Origin of the sequence: Prevotella heparinolytica, assembly GCF_002998535.1 — a bacterium.
GTDB lineage: Bacteria > Bacteroidota > Bacteroidia > Bacteroidales > Bacteroidaceae > Bacteroides > Bacteroides heparinolyticus.
Genome location: NZ_CP027234.1, coordinates 1,140,007 through 1,156,004 on the forward strand (window position 1 = coordinate 1,140,007; position 15,998 = coordinate 1,156,004).

At 47.8% G+C, this 15,998-nt stretch carries 10 protein-coding genes; 4 read left to right on the top strand and 6 right to left on the bottom strand.

Annotated features, from left to right (window positions below):
- Nucleotides 1-246 precede the first annotated feature (246 nt).
- Nucleotides 247-909 (top strand): response regulator transcription factor, encoded by a 663-nt coding sequence (locus C3V43_RS04750; protein ID WP_106070469.1) that lies wholly within the window; start codon nucleotides 247-249, stop codon nucleotides 907-909.
- Here C3V43_RS04750 and mnmA read toward each other — a convergent pair.
- Complete coding sequence (gene mnmA / locus C3V43_RS04755; RefSeq protein ID WP_106068810.1) at nucleotides 900-1,964, bottom strand: tRNA 2-thiouridine(34) synthase MnmA; 1,065 nt, start codon at nucleotides 1,962-1,964, stop codon at nucleotides 900-902. The two genes, C3V43_RS04750 and mnmA, sit on opposite strands and share 10 nt — an antisense overlap.
- Nucleotides 1,965-2,015: 51 nt before the next feature.
- Nucleotides 2,016-3,302 carry an O-acetylhomoserine aminocarboxypropyltransferase/cysteine synthase family protein gene (locus C3V43_RS04760; RefSeq protein WP_106068811.1) on the bottom strand — a complete coding sequence of 429 codons (1,287 nt, stop codon included), beginning with the start codon at nucleotides 3,300-3,302 and terminating at the stop codon, nucleotides 2,016-2,018.
- Nucleotides 3,303-3,418: 116 nt separating this feature from the next.
- Here C3V43_RS04760 and C3V43_RS04765 point away from each other — a divergent pair, with 116 nt between their 5' ends.
- Entirely contained in the window at nucleotides 3,419-4,816 is a 1,398-nt protein-coding gene (locus C3V43_RS04765) for a S41 family peptidase (protein ID WP_235655884.1), read from the top strand.
- A 26-nt stretch (nucleotides 4,817-4,842) separates the two neighbouring features.
- Here C3V43_RS04765 and C3V43_RS04770 read toward each other — a convergent pair whose 3' ends face one another.
- On the bottom strand, nucleotides 4,843-5,655 hold the full coding sequence (locus tag C3V43_RS04770; protein ID WP_106068812.1) for an alpha/beta hydrolase: 813 nt from the start codon (nucleotides 5,653-5,655) through the stop codon (nucleotides 4,843-4,845).
- A 150-nt stretch (nucleotides 5,656-5,805) separates the two neighbouring features.
- On the opposite strand from C3V43_RS04770, the gene C3V43_RS04775 reads away from it, so the two are divergent.
- On the top strand, nucleotides 5,806-6,282 hold the full coding sequence (locus tag C3V43_RS04775; protein ID WP_106068813.1) for a copper resistance protein NlpE N-terminal domain-containing protein: 477 nt from the start codon (nucleotides 5,806-5,808) through the stop codon (nucleotides 6,280-6,282).
- A 112-nt stretch (nucleotides 6,283-6,394) separates the two neighbouring features.
- Here the strand turns inward: C3V43_RS04775 and C3V43_RS04780 are convergent, their stop codons facing one another.
- From C3V43_RS04780 to C3V43_RS04790, 3 genes are read right to left on the bottom strand one after another with little or no spacing between them, the layout of a single operon-like run.
- Nucleotides 6,395-7,369: a glycoside hydrolase family 43 protein gene (locus C3V43_RS04780; RefSeq protein ID WP_106068814.1), complete on the bottom strand. Its 975-nt coding sequence runs from the start codon at nucleotides 7,367-7,369 to the stop codon at nucleotides 6,395-6,397.
- On the bottom strand, nucleotides 7,366-9,351 hold the full coding sequence (locus C3V43_RS04785) for an alpha-L-arabinofuranosidase family protein (RefSeq protein ID WP_106068815.1): 1,986 nt from the start codon (nucleotides 9,349-9,351) through the stop codon (nucleotides 7,366-7,368). Before C3V43_RS04785 ends, C3V43_RS04780 begins: the two co-directional genes overlap by 4 nt.
- A gap of 24 nt (nucleotides 9,352-9,375) precedes the next feature.
- Complete coding sequence (locus C3V43_RS04790; RefSeq protein WP_394336163.1) at nucleotides 9,376-10,824, bottom strand: arabinan endo-1,5-alpha-L-arabinosidase; 1,449 nt, start codon at nucleotides 10,822-10,824, stop codon at nucleotides 9,376-9,378.
- A gap of 279 nt (nucleotides 10,825-11,103) precedes the next feature.
- Here C3V43_RS04790 and C3V43_RS04795 point away from each other — a divergent pair, with 279 nt between their 5' ends.
- Complete coding sequence (locus tag C3V43_RS04795; RefSeq protein ID WP_106068817.1) at nucleotides 11,104-15,384, top strand: hybrid sensor histidine kinase/response regulator transcription factor; 4,281 nt, start codon at nucleotides 11,104-11,106, stop codon at nucleotides 15,382-15,384.
- Nucleotides 15,385-15,998: the final 614 nt, after the last annotated feature.

Genomic DNA, 15,998 nt, shown 5'->3' on the forward strand with positions numbered 1-15,998 from the left:
TCAGTATACGACTGATCCTACATCAGTATACGACTGATGTACCCTCTATATAGAAGTGAACATCCCTCACCTTTTTCCCTCCACTCTTTCAAGGATAAATTTGATGATATTTTTCAAAATAAAAAATGCCGGCCGACGCTTAGCAGAATAATCTAACAAATAAAGTCGTTTTATCTACCTTTACTTCACAGCAAATCACTTAAAAAGCGTACATTTGCAACCGAAGTTTATTATATGCGAATGGTCATGAGAGAATTTATCATTGCAGACAATCAGGATATCACCAAAGCCGGAATGATGTTTCTGTTGAGCCGGCAAAAGGAAACACCCTTATTGCTGGAAGCCGATAACAAAGCAGAACTGATACAGCAGCTGCGTTTGCATCCCGATGCAGTTGTTATATTGGACTATACCCTTTTCGACTTTTCCGGAGCCGATGAATTGATTGTTCTTCACGAACGCTTCAAAAGGGCAGACTGGCTTCTTTTCTCAGATGAACTGAGCGTTCCGTTCTTGAGGCAGATATTATTCAGCAGCATGTCATTCGGGGTAGTTTTGAAAGACAACTCCACGGAAGAAATAGTAACTGCACTGCAATGCGCTTTGCGCAAGGAACGTTTTATCTGCAATCATGTCAGTAATCTGTTGCTTTCGGGTAATGCCGTCTCCTCGCCCACTCATCCGTCCATTAAGGATGATTTGCTGACTACCGCCGAACGCAGTATCCTGAAAGAAGTTGCCTTAGGAAAAACAACGAAAGAAATAGCAGCCGAACGAAACCTCAGTTTCCATACAGTGAACAGCCACCGGAAGAACATCTTCCGGAAATTGAACGTGAACAATGCACACGAAGCCACCAAGTATGCCATGAAAGCAGGCATTGTAGACTTGGTGGAATATTATATATAGATTTCCCCACTGCCAATGCAAAACCGGGAAGCGGCATCGTAGACCACTCCAAACTGTCCCGGTGCAATACCTTGCAGCTTCTCTGCCGAAACAATCCGATAGCCATCTGCTTCTCGCCGCAACTGTCCGTTTATAAATTCCGGCGTATGCCGTATCTTGAAAGTCACATCCGCTTCTTTATGCACGTCTTTCCAAGGATTATCGGTTATAAAATGGAAATCGCGCATGCCGAACTCATTGCCATACTGAAGCTCCGTATCATATCCGCGGGAGACGTAAATCACATTTTCATCGACATCCTTGCGAACAACAAACCACGGGCCTCCACTCAACCCCAGTCCTTTGCGCTGCCCAATGGTATGAAACCAATATCCCCGATGCCTGCCCAACTTCTTACCGGTCTCCAATTCAACGATATCCCCTTCCCGCTCACCAAGAAAGCGACGGACAAAATCATTGTAATCTATTTTCCCCAAGAAACAGATGCCCTGACTATCGCGACGCTTGGCACTGGGCAATCCGGCCTTTAATGCAACGTCGCGCACCTCCTGTTTCATCAGTCCGCCCAATGGAAACATCAGTTTCGAGACTTGCAGATAATCTATCTGAGCCAGAAAGTCGGTCTGGTCTTTTACAGGGTCAAGGGCGGTACCCAACCAAGTCTTTCCATCTCGAAGCAACGTGGTGGCATAATGCCCGGTTGCCGTAAAATCAAACTCTTTTCCTACTTGCTGTTCAAAACAACCGAACTTGATGAGCTTGTTGCACATCACGTCAGGATTAGGAGTCAACCCATACTTTATCTTATTGATGGCATAAGCCGCTACATTGTCCCAATATTCGCGATGCAGATCCACTACCTCCAAAGGTAGTCCATACCGTCGGGCAATGGCCGAGGCCATCTCTACATCCTCTTCTGCCGAACAGTCCATATAATCGGTATCGTCCTTCCCTATTTTAATGTAAAACAGAGAAGGACGGTAACCTTGCTCGCAAAAGAGGTGTACAACAACAGAACTGTCGACACCTCCTGATAACAATACCGCAATATTCATTTATAAACCCCGAATCAGTTTCTATTATCAATCATTTCGATTCGTTCCTCCTCAAATTTTATCAAGAGCCTGCGACAAGTCGTCCAGCAAATCATCGATATGTTCCGTTCCGATGGAAAGACGAACCGTTCCCGGCTTGATGCCCTGCTCTACCAGTTCCTGTTCATTCAGCTGAGAATGAGTGGTAGTGGCAGGATGAATGACCAGTGATTTCACATCTGCCACATTGGCCAGTAAGGAGAAAATCTGCAGATTATCGATAAAGGCCTGTGCCTCTTTCACACCGCCCTTCACCTCGAAAGTAAAGATAGAACCGGCTCCGTTCGGAAAATATTCTTTATAAAGTGCATGATCCGGATGTTCGGGCAGAGACGGATGGTTTACAGTGGCTACCTTAGGATGTTTCTTTAAGAAATCAACAACTTTCAGTGCATTCTCTACATGGCGCTCTACACGAAGCGACAGTGTTTCGAGCCCTTGCAGCAGGATAAAGGCGTTGAACGGGCTGATGGCCGCCCCGGTATCGCGCAACAATACCGCCCGGATGCGAATGGCGTAGGCAGCCGCACCGGCAGCATCTACGAAGCGTACCCCGTGATAACTCGGATCGGGTTCCGTCAGTTGAGGGAATTTACCGGAAGCAACCCAGTCAAACCTTCCGCTGTCTATGATGATACCCCCCAAGGAAGTTCCATGCCCACCGATAAACTTGGTGGCCGAATGAACTACAATGTCCGCACCATGCTCAATGGGACGAATCAGGTAAGGTGTGCCGAAAGTATTGTCTATAATCAAAGGGATCTGATGACGGTGAGCTATTTCGGCCACAGCTTTAATGTCAATCACATTACTGTGCGGATTTCCCAATGTCTCAATAAATACGGCTTTGGTATTCTCCTGTATGGCTTTCTCGAAATTATTCAAGTCACTCGGATCCACAAAAGTGGTGGTTATTCCATAAGTAGGCAATGTGTGGGCCAGCAGGTTATAAGTACCGCCATAAATGGTTTTGGCAGCCACAATATGGTCGCCTGCACGAGTGATATTCTCAAAAGCATACGTGATGGCCGCCGCACCGGAGGCCACGGCCAATCCGGCAACTCCACCCTCTAAGGCAGCTACACGCTTTTCAAAAACATCCTGCGTGGAATTCGTCAACCGTCCGTAAATATTTCCCGGATCTTGTAAACCGAAACGGGCAGCAGCGTGAGCCGAATCACGGAACACATAAGAAGTGGTCTGGTAGATGGGTACCGCACGAGCGTCTGTTGCCGGGTCTGGCTGTTCCTGTCCTACGTGAAGTTGCAAAGTCTCAAAGTGTAATTTCTTCGTTTCCATTGTTTTGTATATTTAGATAAATAATGTGTTTCCAATTCGGATTTTGCAAAGGTAGCGAAGCTGGCCACGGCAGACAATGACATACGATAGGGATTTTTATACCATATTTGTGGTAGATGAACAAACTATTTTCTAATTTTGCAGCCATGAAAGCTAAAAACATACTGATATATATCGTGGGAGTACTGATTATTCCCTCCTATCTCTCCTCTTGCGGAGAAGACCGTTGGGCTGCATATGCCGAACAGACCCGGACAACCCGATGGATTGACGACTCAATGAGAGTGTGGTATTATTGGGCCGACGAAATTCCTCATACCGACAAACTGAATTACTTCACTGCCCCCGAGAAATTCTTTGGTTCCCTCCTTTCCAAGAAAGACAAATATTCTCACATTGATAGCCTTACAAATCCTACCACCACCCGCAGCATTCCTTATACAGACTACAGCTACGGATTTCAGTTTTCTACAGAAAGTGTAGAAGGAAATGACACGGCACTCTATGCACGTATTCTCTATGTTGCAAATGCCAGCCCTGCCTCGGACATCAAACTGCAACGCGGAGAGTGGATCATGAAGATAAACGGAGAACCCATTACCCAAAAGAATTCCGACAAGCTTTATGGAAGTACAGCCATGAAACTGACAATAGGCCATTATGATGCGGAGAAGAAAGCAATAGTAGCCTACGGAGAGCCGAGACAAATAGCAGCGGCACGTTCAATCGACGACAATCCGGTGCACTATCATAATGCGTACATAAGAGACAACAAGCGGATAGGCTACTTGGTGTACAACCATTTCAGCCCCGGTGCCACGAATAACACCCATGAGTACGACAACGATTTGCGCAACGTCTTCCGAAACTTCGCCAACCAGCAAGTAAATGAATTTATCTTGGATTTGCGCTACAATAATGGCGGCTTATTGAGTTGTGCCGAACTGATGTGTAGCATGCTTGCTCCTTCTTCGGCTCTTGGCAAAGATTTGGGATATCTGGAATTCAACAGCCGAACCAATCCGAAAGAAGTATCCTTTAAACTCAATGCCGACCTTATAGGAGAGGGTGCAAACCTGAACTTGAAAACGCTCTACGTTCTTACCGGAAGCCAGACAGCTTCTGCTTCCGAGATGGTCATCAACTGTCTTCAACCATATATGGAGGTCGTTCTTATCGGTAGTACAACTGTAGGCAAAAACGTAGGTTCTCTAACTTTCAGCAGTCAAGAGCTGAAAATAACCATGAGTCCCATTGTCTGCCAAATCTACAATTCCAAGGGAGAATCAGACTACGCTTCCGGCTTTACTCCCGAATTTTCGGTAGACGAGACCGATACCCCCAAGCAATTCCTGCCTTTCGGCAATACGGAAGAACGAATGTTGAGCACCGCATTGGGAGTAATCGACGGAAGCATAAAGCCTGACGACAAGAAGCAAAGTTCCGCATTAAAGGTCATCACAATAACAAACTCTATCGAACGTCGCGCAAGCCAAGCGGTACGCATCAGATAAGGAGGCACGGAAACCGACGAAGCGAATCACTTCTTGAAAAACTTTTCGAAGAAAAGAATGTGATAGTCTATCGAATTGTTCCAGTATGGGCCGGTATGTCCACCGGGGCGGATCGTAAAATCATGATCTATCTTTCTCGCCAATAACCGGTTGTGCAAATCCTTGTTCACCTCAAGGAAGAAATCGGCTTCACCGCAATCAATGGTCATCGCCAAGTCGCCATTTTCTATCTTATCCAATTGGTTGACCACCGTATGCTCATCCCAAACCTTTTTGTTGGCGGCAAACTCCCCCAGTTGTTTACTCATTTCCCAGTTCTGCGGAAACGGTCGGATATCCACCCCTCCACTCATGCTGCCTGCCGCACCGAATATTTCTTTATGTCGCATGGCAATCCACAAAGCTCCATGCCCTCCCATGCTTAAACCGGTGATGGCACGTGCTTTCTTCGCCGGAACGGTGGCATAGTGCTCGTCGGTATATTTCACCAACTCTGACGACACAAAAGTTTCATACCGGTAAGCGGCATTCTTAGGACTATCCCAGTACCAACTATTCTTCCCGTCCGGACACACAAAGATGATGCCTTTCTCATTTGCAATCTGCAATAATTCCGGCTTCAACTGAATCCAACTCCGGGCATTGCCGCTATAACCATGCAACAGATAAACTACAGGGCAGGCCGTTTTTCCTACTGCTTTATCCGGCAATACATACACCACTTCTACTTCCTTATTCATAGAGGTGCTTTTCACACATACCGTGTCTACACGCACCGCCTGCACAGCTACCACAAACAGTAACAACAGCGCACTCATTAACATTCTTCTTTTTTTCATCTTGATATTGTTTATTTTTCCTAAACGAAGGGACAATATTAATAATAAATACCGAGAAATTACTATTTTTGTCTCAGAAAACAATTCATAGTTTGCACTATGAAAGTTATATTAACTAAACTATTTATAAACGATTAAACAATTAAAATCATGAAAAAAGTAATGATGATTGCAGCCATTGCCGCTGCATTGATATCTTGTAAGTCAAAAGGAACGAATAACAATGACTCTGCCTCTACAAACGAAACAGTAATGGCTGTCACCGAGAATGCAGCTGCCGAGGTTGTTTACAAAGGCATACTTCCTGCTGCCGATGGTCCGGGCATTCAATATGTATTGAAATTAGACAATATAAACTCTACCGAAGAAGGTACATATACATTAGAGACCACTTATCTGGAAGCCGAAGGTGCCGGAAAAGATAAAAGTTTCACTTCCAAAGGCAAGAAACAAGTAATACAGAAAGACGTCAATAACGAAAAGAAGACAGCCATTAAGCTGATTCCCGATGATAGCGACACTCCGATTTATTTCGTTATAGTGAACGACAGTACTTTACGCCTTGTCAATGAGGAGTTGCAAGAGGCTGCAGGCGAATTAAACTATGACATCGTTCTGGTGAGATAAACAAAGGCATGCAATAAGAAAGTGGCGGAAGATATTTTGAATATCTTCCGCCACTTTCTTATTCCTGAAAAACAATCCTTCCCTCAAAAACAACCAACCTCTATTTTTCTTTTCAGAAAACCCCTTCCGTGGTCATTCTCACCTGCTTCATGGTTCCATCTTCATTATAGAACAAACGGTCGATACAAACCGATCGGCGAAAGCTCCCGCCCAAGGGATTGATTCCGCCGTTGTGATAGATGAAATACCAATCACCTTTGAACTCTATGATGGCTTGATGGTTTGTGTTGGAGTTACCGGCCAACTCATTCAGGATTCCTTTATACTCCCATGGCCCCGTGATGCTGCGGCTCATGGCATAACAAATCTTCTCCGGAAATTCCGAGGCGTAAGACAGATAATACCAGTCACTGCGTTTATGCACCCACGGTGCCTCCGTAAAACGAGGTAAATCTACCGGAACAACAGGACCGTCTAATTCTATCATATTTTCTTTTAATTTGGCATAATAGCACTGACTGTTTCCCCAATAGAGATAAGCCTGCCCATCTTCATCAATAAAGACAGTAGGGTCTATATCGTCCCATAAACTCTTGCTACGTTCCGTAGTCATTGCATTGGTGATCAAGGCCGAACCGCGTGCATCGACAAACGGACCGACAGGCGAATCGGAGACAGCCACACCGATAGACTTGCCCGGCACAGTTGCATGTTCTACCGTCACATACCAGTAGAACTTGCCATTTCGTTCAATCACCTGGCTTGCCCATGCCTCACCCTTGGCCCATGCAAAGTCTTTGGCTTTCAGCGGTATGGGATGTTCCTTCCAAGTCTTCATATCCGAAGAGGAGAACACGCACCACTCGTTGAGCAGATAATGCTCAGCTCCCGGTGGACATTCATCATGTCCGGCATAGAGATAGATCTTGCCATCGTGCACCAAAGCTGCAGGGTCGGCCGTATATTTATGCTTCACAATAGGATTCCCGTGTGCCACAAAAGAAGTATCTTTCTGTGCCGACAGTTCTTTAGAAACTGCCGGCATAAAAGTCACCATCCCCAATATAAATCCGATAAAACGATTCATGACAATTTCTTCAGGATATAAACGGCAAAGGTTTTCGGTTCCAAATTCACATTCAATACTTGCCCGCTTACCTGCAAATCCGATTCACGAGGTATAACGGCCGAAGGCTTTCCAATCGTATTGTCCATATTCGGATCGGCAGATGCCAACTTGATGCAACGTCCGGCAGAGAGCACCTCTTTTTTCTTCCATCCGTCGAACTTCAATGTCAAAGGCTGAGCCTTGTCCGAAGTATTCGCCACCTTGACGATGATTTCATCTTTCAGTTTATCATATACCGCACTGGCAAAAAGGCCATTCTGCCCTTCACCGCCCGTAACAGGCACTTTGTTCATAGTGAGCGGTAATACATTCGTACCCTTATAGAGGGCGTAAAGCTGCTGCACATAGTAGCTTGCCGTTCGTACCGAATTCAAGTTATCATACCAAATCATGTCCGGACGCCACTGCCACCCTTCCACATGCGCGAACAGAGGCGCATAAGTAGCCATGTGCACTATGTCGGCATTACGTTCCAGCCCCGTCATGAAAGCGGCTTCCAGCAAGGAAGCATGGAAATGGTTCCATTTTTTTCCTTTGCCGTGACAGGCATATTCTCCGGCAAAAACCTTCGGGCCTTTGCGGTCATAGTTATCATATCGTGCTCCTTGACTGAGGAACCATGTTTCGGGGCGATAGAAATGCTCGTCCACCAAATCGGCTTTCAACCGCTTCATCTCCGGCCAGAGGTAATCGAACTGCTTCCCTTCGGAGTCGGGGCCCGAACTGCCCACGATCTTCATCTGCGGATAAGCTTTGCGGATAGCGGCAATAAACGGTTCCAGATGTTCGGGATATTCCTTGCCCCATTGTTCGTTGCCAATGCCGATAAACTTCAGGTTGAAGGAAGCCGGATGTCCCATTTCGGCACGTACCTTACCCCACGGACTATCTATGCTACCATTGGCAAATTCTATCAAATCGAGCGCATCCTGAATGTAACTGCCCAAGTCGCAAACCGCCACATGAGCGTCCGCATCGGTATTCTGAAACTGGCAAGACAAGCCGCAGCTCAGCACTGGAAGCGGCTCTGCACCAATTTCTTCCGATAGCAAGAAGAACTCATAGAATCCCAAACCGTAACTTTGGTAATAGTCGGGAAAGAAACGGTGAGGGAAAGTATATTGCCAACGGTTTTCGTTCAGAGGACGATTTTCCACAGGACCTACCGACTTTTTCCAGTCATATCGGGTAGCCAAATCCGTTCCTTCCACAATACATCCGCCGGGAAAACGGAAGATGCCCGGTTTCAGGTCGGCCAAGGCTTGTGCCAGGTCTTTCCGCAATCCGTTTTCATGTCCTTTCCAAGTATCTGTGGGAAAGAGGGAAACATGCTCCAAATCTACCGTCGGCCGAGAAGCAAGGAAGATGCGAAGCACTGCCTTTGCATCTGTGACATTCGGTTTCAGCATCACCTGATATTTTTTCCATTCTTTGGAATCTATCGTCAGTGTTTCTGTGGCAAAAGCCTGACGTTCTCCTTTCGAAGCGGTGTTCACCAGTTCCACGCGAATCTTCCCAGCCTCTCCTCCTTCGGGAATGCGCGCCCATACGGAGAAGCGATATTCCTCTCCTTGCTTCACGCCAATACCGAAGAATCCTTCGTTATCCAGCCCTGTCTGCTTGTGTGGATGGCCGGAATAGGCCAAACGCACATAATGCGGATTTCGTTCAAAAGGGCCATCGTCTTTCAAGGAGACTTTTCCGAAACTTTTCCACCCCATCAGGTTCTGCGGGAACTCAAACGAACGGTTCTTCACGAGTTCGGCATACAAGCCGCCATCGGCGGCATAATTAATATCTTCAAAAAAGAGGCCGTACATGGTAGGCTGGATTTCCGCCCCCACTCTCTTGGTCTGCACCACCAGTTCATTGGTCTGTGCCTGAAGCCCCACACTTGCTGCAAAAGTGAATGCAGCCAATAATCCTGTGTATTTTCTCATGGTAAAACAAAATATTTAGATGTATCATTTGATTCTTTTTCCCCATACGGAACGTCCCCGGCTGTCAAGCCCCGTGAAGAGTATCGTTTCCGTCTCGTTCTCCCAGTCGTGCCCCGCAAAGACAATCAATCCTTTCAGTTCCTCTCCGTCAAGTGTGAGGGAAAGAGACTGTTTTTCCTCCGCAAAGCGCCAATGCCCTTTTCCATCGGCTATCTTGTTCCCTTTCCTGAAAAAAACCGTGTGAGACAAGTTCCACTCCTCATTCTTCAGTTCATCCTCACCCCAGAGAATCTGTCCGGATTCCAATCGGCGTTCATACAATGGTTCTCGCACCCGTAACACTTCCCACTCACCCAACAAATCGACGTCGGAAAATTTCTGTGACTTGCTGCCTGTATAGCGTTGGGGCGACACTACGGGCCAGCCCTCTTCCGTGAAAAACACCTGACGCACATGTAAGTCCATCATCAAGTTTTGTGGTGACAAACGTCCCTGATGCACCATGAAAAATTTGCCCTCCTCCGATGTCAACATACCGCAGTGAGCAGTTCCCGCCCAACCTTGGTGATTCCGGAAACGGTAAGGGGCTGTTAAGATAGGAAAATTATTGGTAGTATCTTTCAGTTCCTTTCCGAAATAATCAATGAAAGGACCTTCCGGCTTGTCCGAACGGCCTACACGTACATTGTAGGTCGTCATCAACGGATCGTAAGAGACAAAAAGGAAATATTTCTTTAAGTCGGGATGATAGATGATTTCGGGAGCTTCCAGATTATCTTTCCGGTAATTGGCGCGACGGGCAATCAGATGTCCCTTATCCCCTTCAGTGGCGGGAAGACCGGTCGACGGGTTCAGTTCCACGCAATACAAACCGCCAAAATATGATCCGTAGTGCATCCACCATTTACCATCCGTACCGACTACAATGCTGGGGTCGATGGCATTCATGGCAGTGGTTTCGTCTGTCTTCACCACGCAGCCCACTTGTGTCCATGGCCCTTCGGGAGAGAACGATTCTGCCAGTCCGATGTAGGATGTCTTGCGTCCGAAGGCCGATACACAGTAATAAAGGCGGTACTTCTTTCCGAATGGAATGATGTATGGAGCCCAGATATTCGTCGCCCCTTGCCCTCCGGCACGAGAGCGCACCCACTCCATCGCCTCCTGCGGAATCTTCGGAAACGCCCAACCGCAAAACTCCCAGTTTACCAAATCCTTGGAACGTCTCACCTGTATATATCCAAGCGGCACACCTTTCTTTTCGGCCTCCTTCTTATTCTCCCGATAAATTGCATCCGTGGAATACATGTAATAATAGTCGCCCAGCTTGCGACAAGAGGGGTCGTGCACATTGTAAGTGCCCCACGAACGATAATTCTCCATCGAAAAGAACGGAGTATAATCATCCGCCCAAGGGTTGGGAAAAGGCGTCGGAGCAAAGGATGAAGCTGCCCCACAGCCGGCCAACAACATCAGGGCACAAAAAGCAGTCAACAATGATTGTAACGTTTTCCTCATATTACCAAATAAAATAAACAGACGACCAAAGTTTACTTATCCCCCAGTCATCTCCCGATGAAATAATATTGTATTGAAAGACATCGCAAATATACGTCCAAAGGATTTCGGCGAGGTGGACAAACGGACAAACATGGTGGACAAACAGACAAAAAACAGATTTTGCGCAGTAAAACTTTGGCTAATCAGACTCCGGACGCTAACTTTGCCTCCGTCAACCAACAGTCTACAACAATGAAAAAAATCCTTATTGGCTCTTTACACCTTATTACAATACTTCTCTGGCTTCTTCTGTTGCCTGACCGCATACTGGCGCAAGAAGCATTTGCCAAACACTACAATGCCACTTACATCACGATGGACGAGGGCTTACCCGCTAATTTCATCGAAGATATTTTTCAGGATAGCCAGGGTTTCATCTGGTTGTCTTTGTCAGGTGGTGGCTTGTCGAGATACGATGGATATGAATTTATCCACTTCAATTCCAACACCTTTCACCGCAAACTGAAAAGCAACTTCGTGCGTTGCGTGCGCGAAGACCGCTTCCATCGTCTATGGGTTTCCTCGGAAGGGGGTGTAGACCTTATCGACCTACGCACTTTGCAGACCTTCCGTCCCGACAAGCTGAAAGGATTGCCTGCCGCACTGATGAATCATCCTGTCTCACACATAGAAGCAGACGCAGAAGGATGTATCTGGACGCACGATGGCAACCGCCTTCACCGCATAGCGTTTAATGCTGCTGGAAACATTGAAAGCATCCACTCGCTGAACCATGCAGGAATACAAAAAAACAACCTGGTATTCAAAGACATCGAGCAGAAAGGCACGGTATGGATCAGTTTGAACGGACAAATATGCAATGTAAGTCCGCAAGGAGGAGACCGCCTGCAGGCCGTACCGGTGTCTCGCAGCCTGAACTTCGCCCCGGACATCACTATCTCCGATTTTATTCTCAAAGAACACGAAATATGGATAGCTTCCAGTCAAGGGCTGTACAGATATGACCGAAACAACGACGTGGTGAAACATTACGAATACGTGACCGGCGACCCTAACTCCCTCTCCCAGAATTTCCTGACTGCACTGGCCGTCACCGAAAACAAGCAACTGATAGTAGCCACCCTATGCGGATTGAATATATACAACCCGCTAAAGGATAATTTCGAGCAGATCAGGAACGACCTGCCCGGCAGCAAAACGCCTCTGCTGAACAGTAACTTCGTGAACTGCATTACCACGGAAGGACGGCATATCTGGATAGGAACCGAAAGCGGAGGCATTAACCTATTGACCCCCAAACGGCTGGCTTTGCAGAATTTCCGACACGATAAAGAAAATCCGGGCAGCCTGAGCCGCAATCCCGTAAACGCCATCTACGAAGACGAAGCGGGCACTCTGTGGGTGGGCACAGTGGAAGGAGGACTGAACCGTCAAGCGAAAGGCAGCCACAGTTTTCAGCACTATACTTACGAAAACGGCAGCCTGAGCCATAACTCCGTCAGTGCCATTACCGCCGATGCCGAAGGCCGCTTGTGGGTCGGCACTTGGGGAGGAGGAATCAACCTGCTCGAAAAGAAAAACCCGCAACGCCGGCTGCAAACGCTGACACCAGCCAATTGCAACAACTATCCCATCTATTTTATCGGCTCGCTGACCTACGACTCTATCAATAACGGTGTATGGGTTGGAGCTAACGAAGGTCTCTATTTCTACGACCTGAAGCAGGAAAAGATGATTGTCCCCCTGCCCGACTCCATTGCCCGCAACATACACGGATGCATCGGCTCCATCATCGACCGCGACGGCCGATTGTGGATAGGCTGTCTGGAAGGAACCTACATCATCGACTTGCATTCGCGCCGTACAGCCGTACAAGAGCAGTTCCAATACCGACACCTGAAGTACAAACTCGACCAGCCTGAATCGGGACTTATCGAAAAGATTGTATGCTTCCATCAGTCTGAAGACGGAACATTATGGCTCGGTAGCAATGGATGCGGTCTCTACCGCCGTACTGTCAGTACCGATGGGCAAGAGCGTTTCGAAGCCTATACCACTGTCAACGGGCTACCCAATAACACGGTGCGCACCATTTTGGGAGATGATAAAGGACATCTTTGGCTGGCTACCAACAACGGACTTTCTTGCTTTCTCCCCGAAAAAAAACATTTTATCAACTTCACGAAACAAGATGGCCTCGACTGCACGCAATTCTACTGGAACGCCGCTTGCCGCTCGACCGATAACCTGCTGTACTTCGGACATGTGACAGGCATGGTGGCCATTACCCCCGACCTTCCTTCCTATCTCCCCTCGCAACCCGCACCTCTCCGCTTCACCCGCCTATGGGCAGGCAACGAAGTAGTACAGCCCGGCAAGGGAATGTTGCCGAAAGACCTGCCTTTCACCCGCAAAATCAGCATACACGAGAGCATGCAGTCCTTCTCGCTGGAATTCTCCGCACTCAACTACGAACCGGAAAATGCAGGCAGCTACAGCTACCGCCTCATCGGTTTCGACAAGCAATGGATTCCCGCACCTGCCAACCACCGCTTTGCCCGATACACCAACCTCTCGCCGGGCAAGTACACCCTGCAAGTGAAGTACACTCCTTATCAGGAAGGCGGCAAGGAACAAACGGCAGAACTGGACATACTTGTCAGACCCTACTTCTACAAGACTGTCTGGTTCATTCTGCTGGCTATCGTAGCGGTCGGCATAGCCATATGGCAGTTCTATCAATGGCGCGTCCGCAACCTGAAGCGCCGCAGCGAGCTGCTGCATCGCAAAGTGGAACATCGCACCCGCGAACTGAAAGAGCAGAAACTGCTGCTGGAAGAGAAAACCGAAGAACTCTCCCGACAGAACCGGCTGCTGACAGAACAGAACGAGAAAATTTCCATGCAGAAAGCCAAACTGGCCGAACTGGCGCACAAGGTGCATACAATGACGCTGGATAAAATAGCTTTCTTCACCAATATCACGCACGAGTTCCGCACGCCTATCACGCTCATCATCGGCCCCATAGAACGCGCCCTGAAGCTGAGCTATAACCCGCAGGTCATCGAACAACTGCAATTCGTGGAGCGTAACTCCAAATACCTGTTGTCGCTCGTCAACCAACTGATGGACTTCCGCAAGATAGAATCCGGAACGTTGAAGATTGTCAACACTCCCGGCAACTTCGGAAAGTTTGCCAACGAGCTGGTGATGCCTTTCGCCGTCTTCGCCCATGAGCGAAACATCGACCTGAGGTTCTACATCCGCCTCGGCGACAACCATTTGAATTACGATGAAGAAGCCATGCAAAAGATACTGACCAACCTGTTGAGTAACGCCATCAAATTTACCCCCGACGGCGGCAGCGTGTCGCTCTTCATCGCCCGGCTTCCAAAGACGGAAAAGCGTGCAGAATCGCTCTACATCAGCATCTGCGACTCGGGCAGCGGCATTCCGCCCGAAGATCTTGAAAAAATATTCAATCGTTTCTACCAAGTGCGCAACCAGCCTAAATTCCCCATGTACGGACAGTCGGGCAGCGGCATCGGCCTCTATCTGTGCCGGTGCATCGTGCAAGCCATGAACGGTGACATCGAGGTACGAAACAACCGCACCGCCGGTTGTACGTTCCGTCTGTTGATTCCCGTATCTACCGCTCAATCTGCCGAGCCTGCCGCTTCCGAAGGCAGGCAAACCACATTCGGCCTGCCCGCACAGCCATCCGATGGCAACCAGAAACGTCTCCATATCCTCGTGGTGGAAGACAACCTCGATATGCGCGGATATATCCGCTCCATCCTTCGCGAAAAGTATCAGGTGACGGAGGCCTCTAACGGAGAAGAAGCCTTGAACGTGCTGACTTCACAGCACATCGACTTCATTATCAGCGACCTGATGATGCCCGTGATGGATGGCATCGAACTGTCTCGCCGCGTGAAGGAGAATCTCTCCGTTTCTCACATACCGTTCCTGATGCTGACCGCCAAAACCTCGCAAGAGTCTCGCATAGAGAGCTACCGCATCGGCGTGGACGAGTACCTGCTGAAGCCTTTTGACGAGACGTTGCTCCTGACACGCATAGAGAATATCTTGGAGGCACGGAAACGCTATCAGCGGAAATTTGCCGTCAGCATGGATCCGGATGCGTTGCACATTGGCGACGAATCGGGCGACAAGAAATTTATCGCCCGTATCATGGAGGCGGTGAAGACACGCTACAAAGATCCCACGTTGGAAGTCGGCGACCTCAGCGAAGCCGCAGGGGTCAGCAAGTCGCTGCTCAACCAAAAGTTGCAAAGCCTGATGGGACAGTCGCCTAATCAGTTTATCCGCAGCTACCGCCTGAATGTGGCACGCGAACTGATTCTGAAAACCCGCAACACCAAGAGTATGAACATTGCAGAAATAGCCTATGAAGTAGGTTTCAACGATCCCAAATACTTCAGCCGATGTTTTGCCAAAGAGTTCAACATCAGTCCCGGCACCTTGCTGAGCGAACAATCCCGCTCTTGAAGAACCGGTAACCCCGGTTGCAGGAGCGCATCGTTTCTTTTGCCACACTTCACCGTCTCCAATGCCACACTTGACAAGGTGCAAGGTGTGAGATTTGAGCCAACAAAGTGTGGCATTTAGGACGATGAAGTGTGGCATTTCCTTCGTCAATCTGCTGCAATTTTCCCGATAAGTGGCAATCTCCTCCACCTCCACCTTCGTTTTGAGAGGAACCTTATGGAGGAGAGTCTTTTCTATTCTATTCTATTCTCCTCTTTTCTTCTCTTATCTTTTTTCTTCTCTCTCGCGCGCGAGAAGAGTTTTCATATATAACAAACTAAGAAACAGCAAATTGTTCTTGTTTATTAAAGTGCCCAAACTTGTTGGCGTTTCCAAGTTGGTTAGCACTTTCAACATATACTATTTTTCCCTAACTTTATACCCTACAAAAGAAGATGGGTGTATTCAAAGTTTGTAATTCAACGTAATACATTTATCTTTAAAGCAGAATAAAGCAGAAACATCTAAACAAAGAGAAACAAGCAGCTTTATATGGTATGGAGAAGCACAACCAATGTAAATAATACACTTATTTACTCGTTTGTCCACCTCTAATGTTCATTTGTCCACCTCTT

What these genes read in the sequence shown, in the direction of transcription:
- C3V43_RS04750 (WP_106070469.1), top strand. Translation starts at nt 247, where the DNA reads ATGAGAGAATTTATCATTGCAGACAATCAGGATATCACCAAAGCCGGA.
- mnmA (WP_106068810.1), bottom strand. Translation starts at nt 1,964, where the DNA reads ATGAATATTGCGGTATTGTTATCAGGAGGTGTCGACAGTTCTGTTGTT.
- C3V43_RS04760 (WP_106068811.1), bottom strand. Translation starts at nt 3,302, where the DNA reads ATGGAAACGAAGAAATTACACTTTGAGACTTTGCAACTTCACGTAGGA.
- C3V43_RS04765 (WP_235655884.1), top strand. Translation starts at nt 3,419, where the DNA reads ATGAACAAACTATTTTCTAATTTTGCAGCCATGAAAGCTAAAAACATA.
- C3V43_RS04770 (WP_106068812.1), bottom strand. Translation starts at nt 5,655, where the DNA reads ATGAAAAAAAGAAGAATGTTAATGAGTGCGCTGTTGTTACTGTTTGTG.
- C3V43_RS04775 (WP_106068813.1), top strand. Translation starts at nt 5,806, where the DNA reads ATGAAAAAAGTAATGATGATTGCAGCCATTGCCGCTGCATTGATATCT.
- C3V43_RS04780 (WP_106068814.1), bottom strand. Translation starts at nt 7,369, where the DNA reads ATGAATCGTTTTATCGGATTTATATTGGGGATGGTGACTTTTATGCCG.
- C3V43_RS04785 (WP_106068815.1), bottom strand. Translation starts at nt 9,351, where the DNA reads ATGAGAAAATACACAGGATTATTGGCTGCATTCACTTTTGCAGCAAGT.
- C3V43_RS04790 (WP_394336163.1), bottom strand. Translation starts at nt 10,824, where the DNA reads ATGTTGTTGGCCGGCTGTGGGGCAGCTTCATCCTTTGCTCCGACGCCT.
- C3V43_RS04795 (WP_106068817.1), top strand. Translation starts at nt 11,104, where the DNA reads ATGAAAAAAATCCTTATTGGCTCTTTACACCTTATTACAATACTTCTC.